The sequence below is a fragment of the Kitasatospora mediocidica KCTC 9733 genome, from assembly GCF_000744225.1.
Taxonomy (GTDB): domain Bacteria; phylum Actinomycetota; class Actinomycetes; order Streptomycetales; family Streptomycetaceae; genus Kitasatospora; species Kitasatospora mediocidica.
The window spans coordinates 283,788-302,701 of record NZ_JQLN01000003.1 but is presented as its reverse complement, the minus strand read 5'-3'; the positions used below and the strand labels follow the sequence as shown (position 1 = coordinate 302,701).

Annotated in this window: 18 protein-coding genes; 11 read left to right on the top strand and 7 right to left on the bottom strand. The window is 71.1% G+C overall.

Annotated features, from left to right (window positions below):
- The first annotated feature begins 6 nt into the window (after nt 1-6).
- From BS80_RS06735 to BS80_RS06715, 5 genes are read left to right on the top strand one after another with little or no spacing between them, the layout of a single operon-like run.
- On the top strand, nt 7-978 hold the full coding sequence (locus BS80_RS06735; protein ID WP_035794236.1) for an ABC transporter permease: 972 nt from the start codon (nt 7-9) through the stop codon (nt 976-978).
- Nucleotides 978-1,799 (top strand): ABC transporter permease, encoded by an 822-nt coding sequence (locus tag BS80_RS06730; RefSeq protein ID WP_035794811.1) that lies wholly within the window; start codon nt 978-980, stop codon nt 1,797-1,799. Before BS80_RS06735 ends, BS80_RS06730 begins: the two co-directional genes overlap by 1 nt.
- 39 nt (nt 1,800-1,838) lie before the next feature.
- Nucleotides 1,839-2,939, top strand: coding sequence for an ABC transporter ATP-binding protein (locus BS80_RS06725; RefSeq protein WP_051966201.1), 1,101 nt, complete (start codon nt 1,839-1,841; stop codon nt 2,937-2,939).
- 17 nt (nt 2,940-2,956) lie between these two features.
- Nucleotides 2,957-3,628: an HAD family hydrolase gene (locus tag BS80_RS06720; protein ID WP_408607348.1), complete on the top strand. Its 672-nt coding sequence runs from the start codon at nt 2,957-2,959 to the stop codon at nt 3,626-3,628.
- 5 nt (nt 3,629-3,633) lie between these two features.
- Nucleotides 3,634-3,957, top strand: a complete 324-nt coding sequence (locus tag BS80_RS06715) for a DMT family transporter (protein WP_035794232.1) — start codon at nt 3,634-3,636, stop codon at nt 3,955-3,957.
- A gap of 13 nt (nt 3,958-3,970) precedes the next feature.
- Here the strand turns inward: BS80_RS06715 and BS80_RS06710 are convergent, their stop codons facing one another.
- The 3 genes from BS80_RS06710 to BS80_RS06700 are packed head-to-tail and all read right to left on the bottom strand — an operon-like array spanning nt 3,971 to nt 6,236.
- Nucleotides 3,971-4,396, bottom strand: coding sequence for a hypothetical protein (locus BS80_RS06710; RefSeq protein ID WP_035794227.1), 426 nt, complete (start codon nt 4,394-4,396; stop codon nt 3,971-3,973).
- A 23-nt stretch (nt 4,397-4,419) separates the two neighbouring features.
- On the bottom strand, nt 4,420-5,031 hold the full coding sequence (locus BS80_RS06705; protein WP_035794226.1) for an HD domain-containing protein: 612 nt from the start codon (nt 5,029-5,031) through the stop codon (nt 4,420-4,422).
- 35 nt (nt 5,032-5,066) lie between these two features.
- Entirely contained in the window at nt 5,067-6,236 is a 1,170-nt protein-coding gene (locus BS80_RS06700) for a barstar family protein (protein WP_232246383.1), read from the bottom strand.
- A 97-nt stretch (nt 6,237-6,333) separates the two neighbouring features.
- Between BS80_RS06700 and BS80_RS06695 the strand changes: the two genes are divergently transcribed.
- Complete coding sequence (locus BS80_RS06695) at nt 6,334-7,245, top strand: GNAT family N-acetyltransferase (protein ID WP_035794224.1); 912 nt, start codon at nt 6,334-6,336, stop codon at nt 7,243-7,245.
- 65 nt (nt 7,246-7,310) lie between these two features.
- Here BS80_RS06695 and BS80_RS06690 read toward each other — a convergent pair whose 3' ends face one another.
- On the bottom strand, nt 7,311-8,099 hold the full coding sequence (locus BS80_RS06690; protein WP_232246382.1) for a hypothetical protein: 789 nt from the start codon (nt 8,097-8,099) through the stop codon (nt 7,311-7,313).
- A gap of 73 nt (nt 8,100-8,172) precedes the next feature.
- Complete coding sequence (locus BS80_RS06685) at nt 8,173-8,727, bottom strand: papain-like cysteine protease family protein (protein ID WP_232246381.1); 555 nt, start codon at nt 8,725-8,727, stop codon at nt 8,173-8,175.
- Nucleotides 8,728-9,045: 318 nt separating this feature from the next.
- Here BS80_RS06685 and BS80_RS06680 point away from each other — a divergent pair, with 318 nt between their 5' ends.
- Complete coding sequence (locus tag BS80_RS06680) at nt 9,046-10,179, top strand: serine hydrolase domain-containing protein (RefSeq protein WP_051966198.1); 1,134 nt, start codon at nt 9,046-9,048, stop codon at nt 10,177-10,179.
- Between the two features lie 163 nt (nt 10,180-10,342).
- Complete coding sequence (locus BS80_RS06675; protein ID WP_035794218.1) at nt 10,343-11,650, top strand: lipase family protein; 1,308 nt, start codon at nt 10,343-10,345, stop codon at nt 11,648-11,650.
- A gap of 100 nt (nt 11,651-11,750) precedes the next feature.
- Here BS80_RS06675 and BS80_RS06670 read toward each other — a convergent pair whose 3' ends face one another.
- Nucleotides 11,751-12,833 (bottom strand): Scr1 family TA system antitoxin-like transcriptional regulator, encoded by a 1,083-nt coding sequence (locus BS80_RS06670; RefSeq protein ID WP_051966196.1) that lies wholly within the window; start codon nt 12,831-12,833, stop codon nt 11,751-11,753.
- 116 nt (nt 12,834-12,949) lie between these two features.
- Between BS80_RS06670 and BS80_RS06665 the strand changes: the two genes are divergently transcribed.
- The 3 genes from BS80_RS06665 to BS80_RS06650 all read left to right on the top strand — a co-directional run bounded on the left by BS80_RS06665 (nt 12,950) and on the right by BS80_RS06650 (nt 17,012).
- The gene (locus BS80_RS06665) at nt 12,950-13,207 is read left to right on the top strand and encodes a hypothetical protein (RefSeq protein ID WP_051966192.1); all 258 of its coding nucleotides are present in this window, start codon (nt 12,950-12,952) and stop codon (nt 13,205-13,207) included.
- 392 nt (nt 13,208-13,599) lie between these two features.
- Nucleotides 13,600-15,027 carry an endonuclease/exonuclease/phosphatase family protein gene (locus BS80_RS06655; protein WP_035794215.1) on the top strand — a complete coding sequence of 476 codons (1,428 nt, stop codon included), beginning with the start codon at nt 13,600-13,602 and terminating at the stop codon, nt 15,025-15,027.
- A gap of 11 nt (nt 15,028-15,038) precedes the next feature.
- Nucleotides 15,039-17,012: a phosphocholine-specific phospholipase C gene (locus tag BS80_RS06650; protein WP_035794213.1), complete on the top strand. Its 1,974-nt coding sequence runs from the start codon at nt 15,039-15,041 to the stop codon at nt 17,010-17,012.
- Nucleotides 17,013-17,063: 51 nt separating this feature from the next.
- On the opposite strand, the gene asnB is transcribed toward BS80_RS06650, so the two are convergent.
- Nucleotides 17,064-18,914, bottom strand: coding sequence for an asparagine synthase (glutamine-hydrolyzing) (asnB, locus tag BS80_RS06645; RefSeq protein WP_035794211.1), 1,851 nt, complete (start codon nt 18,912-18,914; stop codon nt 17,064-17,066).

The following is an 18,914-nucleotide window of genomic DNA, read 5'->3' as shown; positions in this document are numbered from 1 at the left end:
AACACCATGAACGACACCGCACCCACCCCGGTGCCGTCCCCCGCCGCCGCTGAGCTTCTCAGCGGCGGCGCGGGGGCCGTCAGCACCGCACGCCGTACCCCCACCCCCACGGCCGCCAAGCGGCGCTCGCTGCGTCCGCGCGGCGGTGCCTGGCTGGCCACCGTCCCACTGCTGGTCTTCTTCGCGATCGGGTTCGGCCTGCCGGCGATCGCGATCGCCATCGGGGCCTTCACCACCTCCGACGACGCCCCCGGCGGCGGCGGAACCTTCACCCTGGACAACATCACCGGCTCGGTCCAGGGCGCCTACTGGACGGCCCTGCTCGGCAGCCTCAAGCTCGCCGCGATCACCGCCCTGATCGGCACCGTCGTCGGGCTGCCGCTCGCCCAGGCGATCGCCACCTCCCGCTTCCGCCTGGTGCGCGAGTTCGTCCGCTCCGGCTCCGGCGTGCTGGCCAACTTCGGCGGCGTGCCGCTGGCCTTCATGTTCGTCGCGACGCTGGGCAACGCCGGCGAGGTCACCCAGAAGCTCGACCTCACCAAGCACGGCTGGAGCCTCTACAGCTTCACCGGCCTGAGCGTGGTCTACCTCTACTTCCTGGTCCCGCTGATGATCCTGACGATCACCCCGGCCCTGGAGGGCCTGCGGGTCCAGTGGCGCGAGGCGGCCGCCAACAACGGCGCCACCACGCTCCAGTACTGGCGGCACGTGGGTCTGCCGATCCTGCTGCCCTCGCTGCTGGGCGGCTACGTCCTGCTGTTCGGCTCGGCCTTCGCCGCGTACGCCACGGCGGCGGCGATGGTGGGCGCCTCGGTGCCGCTGATCAGCCTGCAGATCTCCAACGCGCTGTCCGGCAACGTCCTGGTCGGGCAGGGCAACCTCGCCCTCGCCCTCGGCCTCGACATGATCGTGGTCGCCGTTCTCGTCATGGCGATCTACCTCCCCCTCCAGCGCCGGAGTGCCAAGTGGCTCAGTTGATCTCTCGCCTGCGCCTGTGGCGCGGGTTCGTCCTGCTGCTCGCCGGGATCTACTTCGCGGTGCCGCTCGGCGCTTCGGTGCTGTTCAGCGTCGACAACCCGATGACCAAGAGCTGGAGCCTGCGCGCCTACACCCAGCTGCTGGGCGCCCCGGGCTTCACGGACAGCCTGCGGCTCAGCCTGGAGCTGGCCGTGGTGACCGTCGCGATCCTGCTGCTCCTGCTGGTGCCGGCGATGGTCGCGACCCGGCTCGGCGCGCCCAAGCTGCGCCCGGTGCTCGAGCTGATCTGCTCGATCCCGCTGGTCGTCCCGGTCGTCGCGCTGACCACCGGCATCATCGGCGTGCTGCGCTGGGGCCCGGACTACCTGTCCACCACCCCGCTGTTCCAGACCATCCTGGCCATCCAGAACCCCACCTTCCCGGTGGTGCTGGTGATCGCGTACGTGCTGATGGCGCTGCCCTTCGCCTACCGCGCGATCGACGCCGGCCTGGGTGCCGTGGACGTCAAGACGCTCGTCGAGGCCGCCCGCAGCTGTGGCGCGAGCTTCCCGCGCGCGGTGTTCACGGTGGTCGTCCCCAACCTGCGCACCTCGCTGCTGAACGCCTCGGCGCTCACCGTGGCGCTGGTTCTCGGCGAGTACACCACCGCCTCGATCCTCGGCTTCACGCCCTTCACGGTGTGGATCGCCGCGAACGGCAAGAACGACGGCCAGATGTCCGTCGCGGTCTCGATCCTGAGCCTGATGATCGTCTGGATCGTGCTGCTGCTGATCTCCGCCGCCGGCCGCGAACGGCGCGGCCGCAAGTCCGCCCGTTCCTGATCCACCGCGTCTCCCCCGTTACTCCAGGAGTTCACCCCCATGACCACCACCCCGCTCAACGCCCCGCCCACCGGAGTGCCGCTGCACCCGGGCAGCGCGACCGTCGAATTCCGTTCGCTGCGGAGGGCGTTCGGAACGACCACGGCGCTGGACGGGCTCGACCTGACGGTCCACCCGGGCGAGCTGCTCGCGCTGCTCGGCCCGTCCGGCTGCGGCAAGACCACCGCGCTGCGGATCCTGGCCGGTTTCGAGACGCACGACTCGGGCGAGGTGCTGGTCGACGGGGAGGACGTCACCAAGACCCCCGCGCACAAGCGTGACGCGGGCATGGTCTTCCAGTCGTACAGCCTCTTCCCGCACCTGACCGCCGCCGACAACGTCGCCTTCGGCCTCAAGATGCGCGGCAGCAGCAAGTCCGACCGGCGCAAGCGCGCGATGGAGCTGCTGGAGCTGGTCGGCCTGCCGCAGCGCGCCGAGCACTTCCCGCACCAGATGTCCGGCGGCCAGCAGCAGCGCATCGCGCTGGCCCGCGCCCTGGCCCTGCAGCCGCGCGTCCTGCTGCTCGACGAGCCGCTGTCGGCGCTGGACGCCAAGGTGCGGCTGAACCTGCGCGAGGAGATCCGTCGCCTCCAGCAGGACCTGGGCATCACCACGCTGTTCGTGACGCACGACCAGGAGGAGGCGCTGTCGATGGCCGACCGGGTCGCCGTCCTGCGCGCCGGGCGCCTGGAGCAGTGCGCCACGCCGTCCGAGCTGTACGCCCGCCCGACCACCGCGTTCGTCGCGGAGTTCGTCGGCACCATGAGCCGGATCCCGGCCTACCGCTCCGGCGACGGCGTCGAGGTCCTCGGCCGCCGCCACGCGGTCGACGGAGTCGTGCCCGCCGACGGCGAGTTGGACGTGCTGGTCCGCCCCGAGAACGTCGGCCTGACCGCCGCAGCGGACGGCGGCGCCGTGGTCGTGGGTGCCAGCTTCCTGGGCGCCGTGACCCGGCTCACCGTTCGGCTCCTCGACGGCACCGAGGTCAAGGTCGACCTGGCGACCGAGGCGGCCGCGCTGCTCCCGGTCGGCGGCAACGCCCACCTCATCCTGCCGGACCGTCCCGTCCTGGTGGACCGTCGCGTCAAGTCCGGGCAGTGATAGCCCAGATGGTTGCTGTGAAGAATCCCGCCGCCGTGCTCTTCGACATGGACGGAACGCTGGTCGACACCGAGCACCTCTGGTGGGAGGCCAGCGCCGAGGTCGCGGCCGAACTCGGCCTCACCCTCGGCGACGCGGACGTCCCGGAGGTGCTCGGCCAGGCCGTCGAGCACACCGCCGCGCACCTGCACCGGGTCACCGGGACCTCCCGTACGGAGAGTGAACTCGCCTCCCGCCTGGCGGAGTTGTTCACCAGCCGGGTGGCCTCCGAGGTCGTCCCGCGCCCCGGCGCACTGGCCCTGCTGGCCGCGCTGCAGGAGGCGAAGGTGCCCACCGCACTGGTCTCCGCCTCGCCGCGCCAGGTGGTCGACCTGGTGCTGCGCACGCTCGGCACCCAGTGGTTCACCGTGACCCTGGCCGCCGAGGACACCCCGCGCACCAAGCCCGAGCCGGACCCGTACCTGGCCGCCGCCGCCCGCCTGGGCCTCGCCCCGGCCGACTGCGTCGCCGTCGAGGACACCCCCACCGGCGTCGCCTCGGCCCACGCGGCCGGCTGCGCGGTGCTCGCGGTCCCGTCCTCGGACGTCCCGATCGCGCCCGCCGAGCGGATCACCCTGCTGGACAGCCTGGTCGGCGTCGACCTCGCACTGCTGGGCTCACTGACCCGCCCGACCGGCCAGGCAGAATAGCCGCCATGCCCCCGTACCTGCTGCTCACGTTCGCCATCGCCAGTGAGGTCTGCGCCACCAGCTGCCTCAAACTCACCGACGGCTTCAGCAAGTTGTGGCCCAGCATCGGCGTCGGAGTGGGCTACGTCCTCTCCTTCCTGCTGCTCGGCCAGGCCCTGAAGCACATACCGGTCTCGGTGGCCTACGCAGTCTGGTCGGGGGCCGGCACGGCCGCGGTCGCCGCGATAGGAACGATCGCCTTCGGCGAGCAGCTGGGCAAACCCCAGCTGCTCGGCATCGCCCTGATCATCGCGGGCGTCGTCCTGCTGAACCTGCGCTCCTCGCACTGACAGCGGGGAGGTATCAGGCCGCCTCGAACGGGGTGTCCCGGTCACCCGGCGGGAGGAGTGCGGTGCACGGAATGCCCGACAGCTGGTCCGCGAGGGATCCGTTCCTGCGCGAGATCACGTCGCGGAAGCACGAGTCCGCCGGGCTGGAGACCCAACCGTCCGGGTAGACGATGCTGGCCTCCAGTGTCACGACGACGGCTGTGCCTTCCGTGCCCACCGCCACGTAGTGCACGAACGTTCCGCTCTCCAGCTGGGTGAGCGACGCGGTCGTCTGCGGCTTCGCAGCGAAGGCCGGTAGCAGCTTCGCTGCGTAGGAACGCGCGCTGGCGTCGGCGGCCGCCAGGGCATGCCTGCGGTTCCTGTCACTGTCCTGCTGCTGGACGTACAGGCCAAAACGCAGTCCCGCGACGGCCAGGACCAGCACAGCGGGAATCACCATCCACCCTCTTCCTGCCATTCTGCTCAGATCCTTCCCTGCGCGTGGCCGTACTGCGCCGCGGCGGTCGTCAGGTCGGGTTCGCCGAAGCGGGCGCGCAGGACGTCGAAGGCGTCGACTTTCTGCGCGCCGAACTTCGCCACCCGGGCTGCGAAGGCGTCGGCGGTGTAGAAGCGGGGCGGGTTCTTGCTGTGGAACTTGTCGGCGTACATCACCAGTTGCTCCTCCGCGCTCACGGCCAGGTAGTCGGCCTCGGGCAGCGGGAGCTGCTGGGCGCGGACGTCGTGCCGGGTGAGGCCGACGCCGGTGTGGCAGGAGCAGAAGCGGCACAGGAGTTCCGGGTAGCCCTCCTCGCGCAGGATCTCGTGGCCGAGGACGCCGTGGCGGATGTAGTTGCGGTGGTCCAGCCGGCCGTCCCGGTCGTAGAGCCGGTAGACGCCGATGTCGTGCAGGAGCGCGCCGGCCCGCACGAGGTCGGCGTCCAGGGGCAGTTCGGCCGACGCCATGAGCTGCTCGGCTATGCCGCAGACGATCTCGCAGTGCGTGAGGACGGCGTCCAGCGCCTCGGGCGTCGGCGCGTACTTCGCGTGCAGCGCGCGGATCTCGTCGAGCGTCGGAAGGGTCGTCGGAGGAGTCACTGCGGCAGCGTACCCGGCGCGCCCACCGACGGGTTTCAGCGCAGGACGACCGTGACACGGCGCTGCTCCAGGTGGCGCACCACGTCCTCGAAGTAGCTGAACTCCCCCGCCGGGTCACTGATGACGTCGGCCAGCGCCTCGCGCGCGATCTGCGCGTCGTGCCACACCAGGGTGAACGGCGGCACCACCCCGAAGCCGCCGCACAGGCAGTCGGCGAACGCGTCCCAGCCCCACCCGTAGTACCCGCCGGGGCCGAGCAGGGCCTCGCTCATGGCGCAGTGCAGACCGGGGACGTCCGTTACGTGGCTGCCGTCCAGGTGATAGGTGCCGCCGGCCAGGTCGACGACCCGGCCGGAGCGACTGAACAGCGCGAGCGCGAGCATCTGCCACTCCTCCCGGCCCGGCGTGGCGTACCGGGCCCACAGGTTGGGCGTCTGCGGGATCCCCTCGGCCCAGGTCTCCCAGATCGGGCGGGCAAGCAGCGGCGGCGGGTCCTGAACCCCATCGGCGAGGGTGAGGTCGACCAGCGCGTCGCCGTGGACGGATGGGCGCGATCCGGTGACCCGCAGGTCGAGGCACCGGCGCGCTATCGGGCGGCCGGTGCGGTCCAGCCGCCAGAGCTCGACCCAGGCCCCTCCGCGCGGCCGGCGAAGCTCGGCCGTCAGCAGCTCGGTCGGCTCGCAGCCGACGAGACCCATCGGAACGTCCGGCGGGCCGGGCCGGTCGACGCGCAGTCCGTCGATCCCGGTGCCGGAGGCGACAAGTGAGTTGAACGCCCCGAACAGCTCGAAGCGCGGCGACGCGACCACCTGGGCATCACGGTGGTCAGGTTCCTCCACCCCGGCCTCGATGACGACGTCGACGAGCGAGGGATCGGCGGCGCTGGGGCGGTGGGCGACGACGAGCACGTCGAGCAGCATCCACCACTCCAGCGGGCGCTCTCCGTTCCCCACCTCGACGCACAGGTCCCCGAGCCGTCCGGTCGTGGGACCGGGCCGGTCGATCGCGGTACGCAGGGCTCCGCCTGGCGCACAGGCGAGGAGCGTCAGCCGTTCCCTGGGCGGCGGCACGGGATCGACGAACAGCCCGTCGACGTCGGCGCAGCGCCCCCAGAGCCGGTCCACCCCGTCGTCGTCCTCACACAGCAGGACGTACTTCAGCGGGACGCTCCGGTCCCACCCCCAACTGCCGTCCTCGACCAGCACACAGCCCCCCTGCACGCGCCGCCGGCTCGTCCGACGGTCCGAGAGGATTGAAGCATTTACGGTCGGCCAAGGAACGAGCCGACACTAGGGTGACGGGATGACGAGCTTCAGCACCCTCACCGACCACGCGGGCTGGCAGCGGGACTTCGAGCAGCGGATGCGCGCGTCGTACCGGGCCGGGGGCTTCAGTGAGGTGGCCGCCGAGCACAAGGTCGGCACGATGCTCGGCGGGCTGGAGGACTGTACGGTCGCGGAGGTCGGCGAGGGCGGGGCGCGGGTGGGCTTCGTCGCGGTGACGGTCGCGGACGATCACGGCACACTGCGGGGGCGCGTCGTCGACCTCCGGATAGACCCGGACCACGGCGGACGGGGTCACGAGCAGGCCGCCCGGGACTGGGCCGAGCGGTACTGCGCGGAGCGGGGAGCGGTCCGGCTGGCGGTGCAACTCGCCGAGCCGACAACCCTGTTCGACGACTATCCGCTCCGGGCTCAGACCCGGATGCGGGCCGGCATCGAAGCGACGCCGCTGCCCGACGGCTTCTCGGTGCGGCCGATGACGCCTGCGGAGTACGCGCTGTGGCTGGCCGAGGAGCGCACCTCCTACGGCGCGACCATCGCCGAGGTGGGCGCCCTGGACCCTGCCCACGCACAGCGGAGGGCCGACCGCGAGTTCGCCGAGTCGATGCCACAGGGCCAGGACACACCCGACCACACGTTCCTGGTCCTTGAGATGGCCGGCGTGCCGATCGGCACGGGCTGGCTCAAGCACGGCTTCCACCCGGGCGTCACCTTCGGCTACGCGTTGCGGATCGACCAGAAGTACCGGGGCCGGGGCTACGGGCGGGTCGCGATGGCCGTGGGCGCGCAGGCCACCGTCGCGGCGGGCGACTCGGCGCTGCTCTTCAACGTGTTCGGCGGAAACACGGTGGCGATGAACCTCTACGACAGCGCGGGCTTCCGGGTGGTCGACGAGGTCCGGTCCATCGACCTGCCCCGGGCCGAACCCTAGTCGCTCAAGTGGCGCTGGGTGTATCCGTGGTGGGCACACCCAGCGCCACCTTCCCGCCACCGGGGTCAGCGCGAGGCGCTGCGCTTGCGGCGGTGGAGCCGGAAGGCGCCGAAGGCCAGCGCCAGCGCGGCACTCGACCCGCCGGCGATCACCGGTGCCGAGGGCTGCGACGACCGCGCCGGAGCGGTGGTCCCGAAACCGCCGGCCAGGCCGCCCTGGTCGTACGCGGAGCCCGGGCCCTCATCGGCATAGCGTGCCTTGACCAGCCTCTGGTATTCGGCCAGAGGCACCGCGTCCGCGCCGTTGAGGCCCTGCCGTGCGGCGTCGTTCAGCGGTTCGACGACGGTGTCCGTCAGCTGGTAGAAACCGTCGATCTCCGGCTCGGAGAAGACCGTCCTCACGTCGTCACCCCTGCTCGCGTAGGTGACCTCGGTATCGCCCTCCTCAACAGCGGCCAGATGCCAGCCGGTCGTCCCGGTCGGAGCGAGCTCGGCGGTAACCGTGCGCCCGCCGGAGAACGTCACCTCGGCCAGCGCGTAGCTGAGCTCGATCGCCTCCGCGGCCACCGGCCGGGCCGTCCCGTCGACGAACCCTGGTGTGATCTCGTTCAGCGCGACGGGATCCTTGATGGTGAACGAGGGTACGCCCTCGCACGGGTCGGCCCGGTCCGGGATCTGCACCTCGGATCCCGGTGATCCGTCGGGAACCGGCTCATCGAAGACGTCGCAGATCGCCGTGCGGGTATCGGCCGAATTCAACGTGTCGACGGCCGCTTGACGATTGGGCAGGTCTGTCGGGCTGTTCGCCGCAGCCAGGCCGGCCGTGGCCAGCAGCGCGGGCGCGCTGAGAGCCATGACGGCCACCAGACGGAGGAGCCGAGCGGGCCGCCGGGTACGGGGTGTTCCTTGGTCGCGCATGCCACCAGCCTTACTTGGAGATGCCGATGCGGGAATGGGTCCACCTGAACGCCCTGTTACTCACGTAGTCGTTGTAGTTCCACCACGTATATGTCTTCGTCGCGGGCCAGGGGTCAGCCACAGCAATCGTGTTGTTCGCCGTGTTGAAACCGTAGATGACGTTCATGTGGCCACCGCCGCTGGTCCAGCCGATGCGTGCGGCAACGGGCCGGGAGGCTTTGACCTCGCTGGTGATCTCCGCGAACGACGCTGCCCTGACCAGGCCCTGGCCAGGGCGGGTCATGCCCAAGTCGTGCCAGGCGTAGGCCATGTCGTCGAGCGTGGCGGGACGATTGTCGCAGCTCAGGTATCTGTCGTACTTTGCCGCCCGCTTGCAGAAGTCATCCTGCGTCGAGCCGTACCCCTGGAACTTGGCGATCGTCAGCCCGGACGCAGCCCAGCACCACTGCTCCTTCACCTGCTGGTGCATGGCGATCCGGTCGTAACCCGCGTCTGCCCGAGCAGCCCCCGCGGCAGCGGCGAGAACCATGGAAATCACCACGGCCAGGGCCGATGCGGTAGTCATACGCTTTAACCTGCTCATAGTCCTGCCTCTTCCCTTAGCGGACGAGAGTGGAGGTGACGCAGCTCCATGGTTCGTATCCTACTGATCCCTGACGGAGCCTCAGTATTTCCTCTGCCACTCGTCCGAGTGGAATTGCGTGCCCTTCCGCCCACTCGGGCCGTCAACGTCCTTTCCCTCTGCGAGGACTACTCGGCTCACCCGCGCTCCCCCGCGCGAGCGAGAGGCCGGTTCCCCCGCACCGGCGATCCCCGGGCTGCTTCCAGCGAAGAGGATCTCCCTTGTCGAGATCCAGAGATCGCCCCGGAAGGACCCACCCCCATGACACGCACCGCCGCACGCCTCGCCACCGCTCTTCTCGCCGCCGCGACGCTCATGCCGCTGGCCGGCCCGGCCTTCGCGTCCGAGTCCGCTCCTGCCGCTGCCGACCGCGTCGCGCTGCAGCAGGCACTCGACCAACTGGTCGCGGACGGCGTCCCGGGCGTGGTCGCCGAGGTCCGCGACGGCGCCGGCACGTGGCACGGCACCAGCGGCGTCGCCGATCTCGCCGACGGGCAACGGGCCACCGCCGAGGACCGGTTCCGGATCGGCAGCGTCACCAAGAGCTTCGTCGCCACTGTCGTCCTCCAGCTGGTGGCCGAGCACCGGATCGTCCTGGACGACCCGATCGAGCGCGACCTGCCGGGCGTGGTGGCGAACGGACAGAACATCACCGTCCGCGAACTGCTCAATCACACCAGCGGCCTTGCCGACTACCTCGCCACCGTGATGTCCAAGCCCGACCCGATCCGCACCGCGCAGACCGCCGCCTACACCCCGCAGGACCTGATCGCGATGTCGGCGGCGCAGGGCCCGGCGTTCGCGCCCGGGACGTCCTGGGCGTACTCCAACACCAACTACGTCGTCCTCGGCCTGCTGGTCGAGCACCTGACCGGACGTCCGCTGAACCAGGAGATCACCCGGCGCATCATCCACCCCCTCCACCTGCGCGACACCTCCTTCCCCACCACCGCACAGCTGCCCGGCCCGCACCTGGACGGCTACGAGTGGCTCGACGGCCCCACCGCCGCACCGACCGACCTCACCACCTTCAGCCCCTCGGCGATCTGGGGCGCCGGCACGATGATCTCCACCACCGCCGACCTCGGCCGCTTCTACCGCGCCCTCTTCGGCGGCGCCCTCCTCCCCCAGGACCTGCTGGCCCAGATGCGCACCCCGCACCCCATCGACGACACCGGCCGCGCCTACGGCCTCGGCCTGGAAAGCCGCACCTACTGCCCCGCCACCCCCGCCTGGGGCCACAGCGGCAGCGTCGCCGGCTACGAGACCTTCAGCTTCACCACCGCCGACGGCACCCGGCAGATCACCCTCTCCCTCAACCGCAACCTCACCACCACCCCCCAGACCGACGCCGAGATCAACCACGTCCTCACCCTGGGCCTCTGCCGGGCCTGAGCGGACCTGCGGGCAGCCGACCCCGGCTCGCGGATATCCATGGATCTCACGTTCCGTGATACAAGGTCACGGAGAGCTAGGCTCGCATCGACCATGACAAGTCTGCCGGGTCGCCCCCGTGCCGAGGCCGGTAGGCGGCACCGGCGCAAGAGACAGGAATCCGATGAGAGCTTGGCTACGCACGGCCACGGCGGCCGCCCTTGTCACCGTCCTCGCTCTGCCGGGGCTGGGGGCGTCGGCCGCCGCGCACGGGGGAGGCGGCGACGACCACTCGGCGCAGTGCGCGCCGGGGATCCCGCTCGGGCCCGACGGGGAGGACTTCTACGAGCCTCCGTCGCCGCTGCCCGAGGGACACCACGGCGACCTGATCTGGGCGCGCCGCGTGGACGCACCGGGAGGGGCCCGCGCCTGCAAGATCCTCTACCTCTCCACCCTGCACGACGGCGTCCCCGTCGCCGTCTCCGGTGTGGTCGCCTGGCCGCAGGGGCAGGCGCCGCGCGGCGGGCGCAACGTGGTGGCCTGGGCACACGGCACGGTCGGCGGCCCGCGCCAGTGCGCGCCCTCGGCCGCGCCCAACCCGGTGCAGAACCTCGTCGACTACTTCAGCTACCAGAGCCCGTACGGGATCGACGTCGGCGTCCCGGCCCTGACGAACTTCCTGGACGCCGGTGACGTCGTGGTGGCGACCGACTACCAGGGCCTCGGGACGCCGGGCGTCCACCAGTACGTGGTCGGTGCGACCGAGACGCGCAACGTGCTGGACTCGGTCACCGCGGCGCAGCACCTCTGGCCGGCCCGTGCGGGCAACCGGACGGCCGTGCTCGGCTGGTCGCAGGGCGGCGGCGCCGGGCTGTTCATCGCCCAGGACGCCCCCACCTACAGTCCGGACCTCGACCTGGTCGGGGTGGCCGCGCTGGCGCCGGCCGCCGACCTCGGCCCCCAGTTCAAGGGCGAGGTGCTGCCCGGCCCGCGCAACGACTCCTCGGAGTCGCACAACGCTGCCCTGCGGGTCAACGTCTACCGCGGCTTCCTGGCCGCCTACCCCGAGCTCCAGGCGACCGACGTGCTCCAGCCCGCCGGACTGCAGGCCCTCGACGGCGACGGCGCCGCGTGCATCGAGCACTTCGCCGACGTCATCCAGGAGAACGTCGGCGACAACCACCAGTTGGACACGCTGTTCGTCCCGGTGCGCGACGTGCCGGACGCCTGGCAGCAGCGCTTCCACGAGAACACGCCGGGCTACGCCGCCAACGTGGCACCGGTGCTGGTGATGCAGGGGACGGCCGACACGGTCATCAACCCGCACTCCACCGAGCAGTACATCAAGCGCGCCTGCACCTTCAGCGAGCCGGTCGAGTACTCGACCTACGAGGGGGCGACGCACAACACGATCCCCTTCGAGGCACAGCAGGAGTACCTCGGCTGGATCGCGGACCGGTTCGCCGGCAACCAGGCGCCCTCGAACTGCTGACGCTTCGTCGCCCCGCGGGCCCGGTCCGGCACACCACGCCGGACCGGGCCAGCTGGCGTCCGGTCCCGGTACGCGACCCCGTGCGCCTGCACGCGGCCCCTCAGACGGTGGTGAACCCGTCGGTGGCGACGGCGCGGGTGAAGGCCGACCAGGCGGCGGGAGTGAAGGAGAGCTGCGGACCCTGGCGGTCCTTGCTGTCGCGCACAGGGACCACCCCCTCCGGGGCAGCGAGGTTGAGGGCCACCTCCACGCACTCTCCGCCGTCGCCCTGGCTGTAACTGCTGGTCTGCCATGCCGCCTTACGGTTCGGGTACTGAACTGGCCCTGCCTGGCTGATGATGGTCACGTTGCTGAGCCCTCTCATGACGCGGCGGATCAAACGAGCTGAGTCCGGTGCGGACAACGCCTCTGCCCTGAGCCGATCATAGAACTGCGAGTAGCCTGAAAGCGCTTCCGGATCGCTGATGAAATGGCCGCGGCTCATGCTCTCCGAGTAGGCCCAACGCTCTCCGTCAGGCAGGGCCAGAAGGATCATGCCACCGCTCCCGCCCGTACGCTCACCCAACCCGTACGGGGCAACCTGGACAATGATGTTGGGGTGTCGATCACCGACCGCGAGCAGGTGTGCCAGCTGGTCGCGCATCACCAGCCTGCCTCCCACGCGGCTCCTGATCGCGCCCTCGGCAAGAATGGCCACGAGCTGCGGGCCACCTGGCGCAAAGAAGCGCTTCTGCCGACTCATTCGGGCAGCGACACTATCGGCGATCTCCCGTTCGTCGGCATCGGGACGGAGGAAGCGGAAGAGCGCCCGGGCGTAGGCCTCGGTCTGCAACAGACCCGACAGGCGCTCGACGTGGTAGCCCCTGATGGACTCCGCCTTAGCCTCCAACCCGGCATAGAACTTGAACCAGTCCGGGTGCACCACCTCCCGCTGCCAGTCCACGTCCCTCCACGCCCGCGCCAGCGCGCCCTGGGCCCCCAGCACCTCGTCCAGCCGCTCGACGTACTCCAGGCGCGGCGCCCGTTCCGCCGCCTCGAAGCGGGACAACAGCGAGGCGTCGCAAGGGACTTCGCGCGCCAGGGCGGCATTCTTCCAGCCCTTGCGCTCGCGCCAGTCGCGCAGCAGCCAGCCCCAGGCCTCCGGGGTCAGCGGGGGATGTTCGCTCGAACGCCGTGGTGCCATGTCCCCACCTCTCGTCCGGATTCCCATGACACGCGTCGCTGTCACGGGATCGATCTTCTCAAGCTACTACGCACTGCCGATGCTTGGTAGCAGAAAGCTACGAAAGGGAGCGGATGATGAAGAACCACAGCGACGATTCAAGACTGGCCGCGATCACGGCCCAGCTGCGCGAGGAGGCGACGCGCGCCCTGGAGGACCTCCTCGCGGTCCTGCGCGAGGCCGGGATCGTACTCCCCTCGCTCGGCCTGGACGCCGTGTCCGGGTTCACCGGCACCGTCCTGATCGAGCTCGGGCGGGCCCGGCCCGACGTCATCGCCGCGATCACCGCACTACTCCGGGACGGGTTGAACGCACGTGCGCAGCAGCAGAGTTGACCAGGACATGGGACTGGTGGTGGCGCCGCCCGCAGTCCTGCCCGCTCGGCTGGCCGCACTGCCCGCTCTGCGCGCGGGGCTGAGCCGGTGAGCCGGATGACGCTGCGGGTCTACCGGATCAGCACCGCCGGGCAGCGGGTGGAGCTGCGGCCCGCCGGACCGGTTCCGTACGCGACGCCGCAGGAGATCCGCACCACGCTGACCTGGCCTCCGTGCGCCTGTCGGCGGTGCCGGCCGCTACCGCACAGTAACTGCCTGCCCGTCAGCGAGTTCGGCCGATAACCGACCACGCGTCATGCGGCGTTCATGTGAAGTCCGTCAGCGGCCGGATGAATGAGGACATAGTTGTTCAGCCAACTCCCCTCACCCAGCCCCTGGCGGACAGGAACCCCGTGGCCTCCGGCAGCTCCCTCACCCTCACCACCTCCGGCAGTCTGACCGAAGGCGAAAAGCTCTCCTTCCACTGGACCACCGACGCCACCGACGCCAAGAACTGGGTCGGCATCTACGACGGCACCCGGCAGCCGGGCACCGGCTCGTCCCTCCTCTGGCAGTACACCCCGGGCGCCTCAGGTGACTTGACGCTCGACACCTCCGCGCTGACCGGCGGCCCGTACACCGCCTACCTGCTCGCCAAGGACGGCTACGGAATCCTGGCCCAGAGCGCGCCGTTCAGCTTCCAGCCGAAGCCCGCGGTCGTCCCGCCGCACAGCGCGGTGGACGCACTGACCAGCACCGAGATCGCCCCCGGCGGCGCGGTCAGCGTCAAGCTCGGCGGCCTGTGGTCCCGTCCGGCGGGCAACCCGGCGGGCAGCGCGACCTTCCGCCGGGTCGGCGCGAGCTCCTGGCTGAACGTGGCCGCCGACGGCACCGTCACCGGTACCGCGCCCGCCTCGCCGCTCTCGCGCCCGGCCCAGGTCACCGTGGGCGTCAAGGACAGCACGGGCGCGACGGACACCATCACCGTGCAGGTCCCGGTCGTCGACCCGAAGTCCAAGGACAAGCACACTGTCAAGGTGGCCAGTTGGAACCTCTGGGACGCCGGTACGCACAGCACCGACGGCCTGGAGAAGCAGCTCCGGGTGATCCTCACCGAGGGCCTGGACGTGCTCGCGCTCCAGGAGACCGCGGGCACCAACGCCCAGCACCTCGCCGACGCGCTCGGCTGGTACGCCTACCAGAGCCCGGGCAGCGTCGGCATCCTGAGCCGCTACCCGCTCACCGACGTCACCCCGGTGACCGCCGCACTGCCCGCCGCGGGCGCCACCGTGCAGCTGCCGGGCGGCCGCAGCGTCCGCGTCTGGGCCGCGCACCTGGACGAGAACTCCTACGGCCCGTACGCCTTCCAGGACGGCCAGAGCGCCGCCCAGGTGACCGCCACCGAGACCGCCTCGGTGCGCTACCAGCAGACCCAGGCACTGCTGACGGCCATGAAGGCCGACCTGGCCGGCAAGGTCCCGGTGATCCTGGCCGCCGAGCTCTCCTCGCCCTCGCACCTGGACTGGACGGTCGCCGCTCGCGGCACCCAGCTCAACTGGCCCGTCACCGAGGCCGTTCAGGCCGCCGGGCTGACCGACGCCTTCCGTGAGGACCACCCGGACCCGGCGAAGATCCCCGGCAACACCTGGTCGCCGATCCGCAAGGTGCGCGCCGGCAAGGCCGAGCCGCAGGACCGGATCGACTACGTGCAGTACTCGGGCAGGCTCGCACTCGTCGAGGCCCACACGCTGGCCACCGGCTGGCCCGCCGCCGACCCGAACGCCGCCGCCAACGGCTGGCCTTCGGACACCGCCGCCGCCGTCGCCACCTTCACCCTCTGAGAGGCCCCGCCATGTCCGAGCTCAACCGCCGTACCTTCGTGGGCGCCGCGGCAGCGGCCGGAGCCGCCGCCGTCGTCGGCCTGCCCGCCACCGCTGAGGCGAACTCCCCCGACTCCGCCAAGTCCGCCGGCGACGTCACCGACGTCAAGCACGTGGTCATCCTGATGCAGGAGAACCGCAGCTTCGATCACTACTTCGGCTCGCTGAACGGCGTGCGCGGCTTCGGGGACAAGCAGGCGCTGCGCTTCCCGAACGGCGACTCGGTGTTCCGCCAGCCCGACGCCGGCCGCAGCGACGGCGGCGCGATGCTGCCCTACCGGATGGACACCACCAAGTACAACGCGCAGAACGCGGGCGGCCTGGCGCACGACTGGGCGACCGGCCACCAGGCGATCAACAACGGCGCGATGAACAAGTGGGTGGCCGCCAAGGGCGAGCGCACCATGGGCTACTTCACCCGCGCCGACATCCCCTACCAGTACGCGCTGGCCGACGCGTTCACGCTCTGCGACGCGTACTTCTGCTCGCTGGCCGGCCCGACCGACCCCAACCGCCTCTACCTGTGGACCGGCACCTCGGGCCCGGGCAAGGACGGCACCACCGGTCCGTGGATCGACAACACCCCGGTGACGCAGAACCCGGTCGCCGACTGGACGACGTACGCCGAGCGCCTGGAGGCGGCGAAGGTCAGCTGGCGGGTGTACCACAACCCCAGCGAGGACGACCGCACCGGCGACTACGACGACAACGCGCTGTCGTACTTCAAGCAGTTCCACAACTTCCCCACCACGGACCCGCGTTACATCAACGCGATGACGAAGTTCGACCTCTCCGCCTTCGACGCGGACTGCAAGGCGGGCACCCTGCCGACCGTCTCCTGGATGGTCGCGCCGTACCTGTTCTGCGAACACCCCAACGCCAGCCCGGACTACGGCGCCTGGTGGGTCAACTCGGCGCTGCAGTCGCTGATGTCGAACCCGGACGTCTGGAAGCACACCGTCTTCCTGGTGATGTACGACGAGAACGACGGCTACTTCGACCACATGGTCCCGCCCACCCCCGAACCCGGCACCGCCGAGGAGTTCACCCAGGGCCGGGCGATCGGCCTGGGCAACCGGGTACCGCTCTGGGTCGCCTCCCCCTGGTCGCGCGGCGGTTACGTCAACTCGCAGGTGTTCGACCACACCTCGGTGCTGCGCTTCCTGGAGGTGGTGACCGGCGTGCGGGAGCCGAACATCTCCGACTGGCGCCGGATCGTCTGCGGCGACCTGACCAGCTGCTTCGACTTCAAGAAGCCCGACTACTCGATACCGTCCCTGCCCGACACCAACGCCCTGATGGCCAAGGCCGACGCGAGCGCCTCACTGCCGCCCGTCGCGCTGCCGGCCCTGGGCACGCAGTCGCTGCCGGTCCAGGAGAGCGGCACCCGCCCGCACCGCCCGCTGCCCTACCGCCCGTGGGCGGACATCGACGTGGACCGTGAGAGCGGCAAGGTCACCTGCACACTGACCAACTTCGGTTCCGTGGGCTACCACTTCACGGTGTACCCGAATATCGCGCAGCCGTTCGCGGGCATCCCCTTCACCGTGCCGGCCGGGGCCAGCAAGACGTACGTCTGGGACGCCTCGACCACCGACGGCCGCTACGACTTCACCGTGCACGGCCCCGACGGCTTCGTCGCCGCCTTCGCCGGTACGGTGACCCGCCTGGAGCAGGAGGACGTCCCCGTCCCGATCGTCAGCGCCGACCTGCGCGACCCCAAGGTGATCCGCCTGGTCGTCGCCAACGACGGTGAGGGCCCGGTCGGTTTCACCGCGAGCCCGAACGACTTCGCCGGCACCACCCAGACCGTCTGGGTCGACTCCGGCCGCACCGCGAAGATCGACTGGCCGCTGGACGCCACCGGCCACTACGACGTCACCGTCACCGCCGGCACCGGCACCCGCTTCGCCCAGCGCTACGCGGGCACCGCGCACAGCTCCTGACCCGGCGCACCTGAAGGGCGGCCCCTCCCCGTCTGCGGGGAGGGGCCCTTGTCACAGCTCCAGCCGCACCGGGTACTGCCGCAGCCAGGAGTCCAGCGCCAGCAGCAGCTCCGCGGCCTGGCGCGAACTCTCCGCCGTGCCCTCGGCCTTGGCGGCCAGCCGGACGGCTTCGGTGTCGATGAGCGCGTGCAGCGGGGTGTCGGCGCGGTCCAGGATCCCGCCGAGGCCCTGGCGCAACGTCCGTGCGTAGCCCGGGTCCTGGGTGACCGGGTACGGGCTCTTCACCCGGTCGGCCACCAGCGCGGGCAGCAGGTCGGCGGCGGCGGCGCGCAGCAGGCTCTTCTCCCGCCCGTCGAAGGTCTTCATCGACCAGGGGGTGTTGAACGCGTACTCGACGAGGCGGTGGTCGCAGAACGGCACCCGGACCTCCAGCCCACTGGCCATGCTGAGCCGGTCCTTGCGGTCGAGCAGGAACGGCACCGACCGGGTCAGGTGCAGGTGGCAGAGTTCGCGCATCCGGCGCTCGGGGGCCGCCTCACCGTCCAGGCGCGGTACGGCCCGTAGCGCCTCGCGGTAGCGCGCGGCGCGGTAGCCGTCGAGGTCGAGGTCCCGCAGCAGGCCGGGCGCGAGGAACGCCTCGCGCGCTGCGGTGCCCGCCGGCGAGGCGAGCCGCAGCGCGGACAGCCAGGGGAAGTCGGCGGCGGCGGTGACCTGGGGGTTGTGGAACCACCAGTAGCCGCCGAAGAGTTCGTCGGCGGCCTCGCCGGAGAGGGCCACCGTCGAGTGCCGCCGGACCTCCTGGAACAGCAGGTAGAGCGAGGTGTCGCTGTCCCCGAGCCCGAGCGGCAGGTCGCGGGCCCGGATCACGGCGTCCCAGTGCCGGGGGTCGGTGAGCGCGGCGGTGTCCAGCACGGCCTCGCGGTGCAGGGTCCTGGCGTGGGCGGCCAGTGCGCGGGCGTACGGGCCGTCCGGGCTGGCGCGCTGCGGGTCGGGCCTGAAGTTCTCGGTGTGCTGGGCGAAGTCGACGGCGAACGAGCGCAGTTGGCCGCCGCCCTGGCGGCGCAGCCGGCGGGCGGCCAGGGCGGTGATGACGCTGGAGTCGAGGCCGCCGGAGAGCAGGGTGCTCAACGGGACGTCGGCCACCAGCTGCCGGGCCACGATGTCCTCCAGCAGGGAGCGCACGGTGGCCACCGTGGTGTCCAGGTCGTCGGTGTGCTCGCGCGCCTCCAGCTCCCAGTACGGCTGCTCGCGCAGCCCGTCGCGGGTGACCAGGACGGTGTGCCCGGGCCGGACTTCGCGCATCCCGCGGTAGACGGCGTGGCCGGGGGTCACGGTGAAGCCGAGGAGTTCGCGCAGCCCGTCCAGGTCGACGACGGCCTCGACGTCGGGGTGGGCCAGCACGGCCTTGGGCTCGGAGCCGAACAGGACGCCGTCGGCGGTGGGGTGGTAGTAGAGCGGCTTGATCCCCATCCGGTCCCGGACCAACAGCAGTTCCGCCGCACGCGGGTCCCACAGCGCGAAGGCGTACATGCCGTTCAGCCGCCGCACGCAGGATCGGCCCCACTCCAGGAAGGCCCGCAACACCACCTCGGTGTCACTGCGCGTGCGGAAGTGGTGGCCCAGGGCGCGCAGTTCCTCCCGCAGCTCCTGGTGGTTGTAGACCTCGCCGCTGTAGCTGAGCACGAGCTGCGTCCGGCCGTCCCGGTCGGCGGTCATCGGCTGGGCGCCGCCGTCCGGATCGATCACGGCGAGCCGGCGGTGGCCCAGCGCGGCGTGCGGCCCGTTCCACAGGCCGTCGGCGTCCGGCCCGCGGGGGGCCAGCGAGGCGGTCATGGCGGCGATCTCCTCGGTCCGGGCGCTCAGGTCCCGGTCGAAGGAGATCCATCCGGCGATCCCGCACAT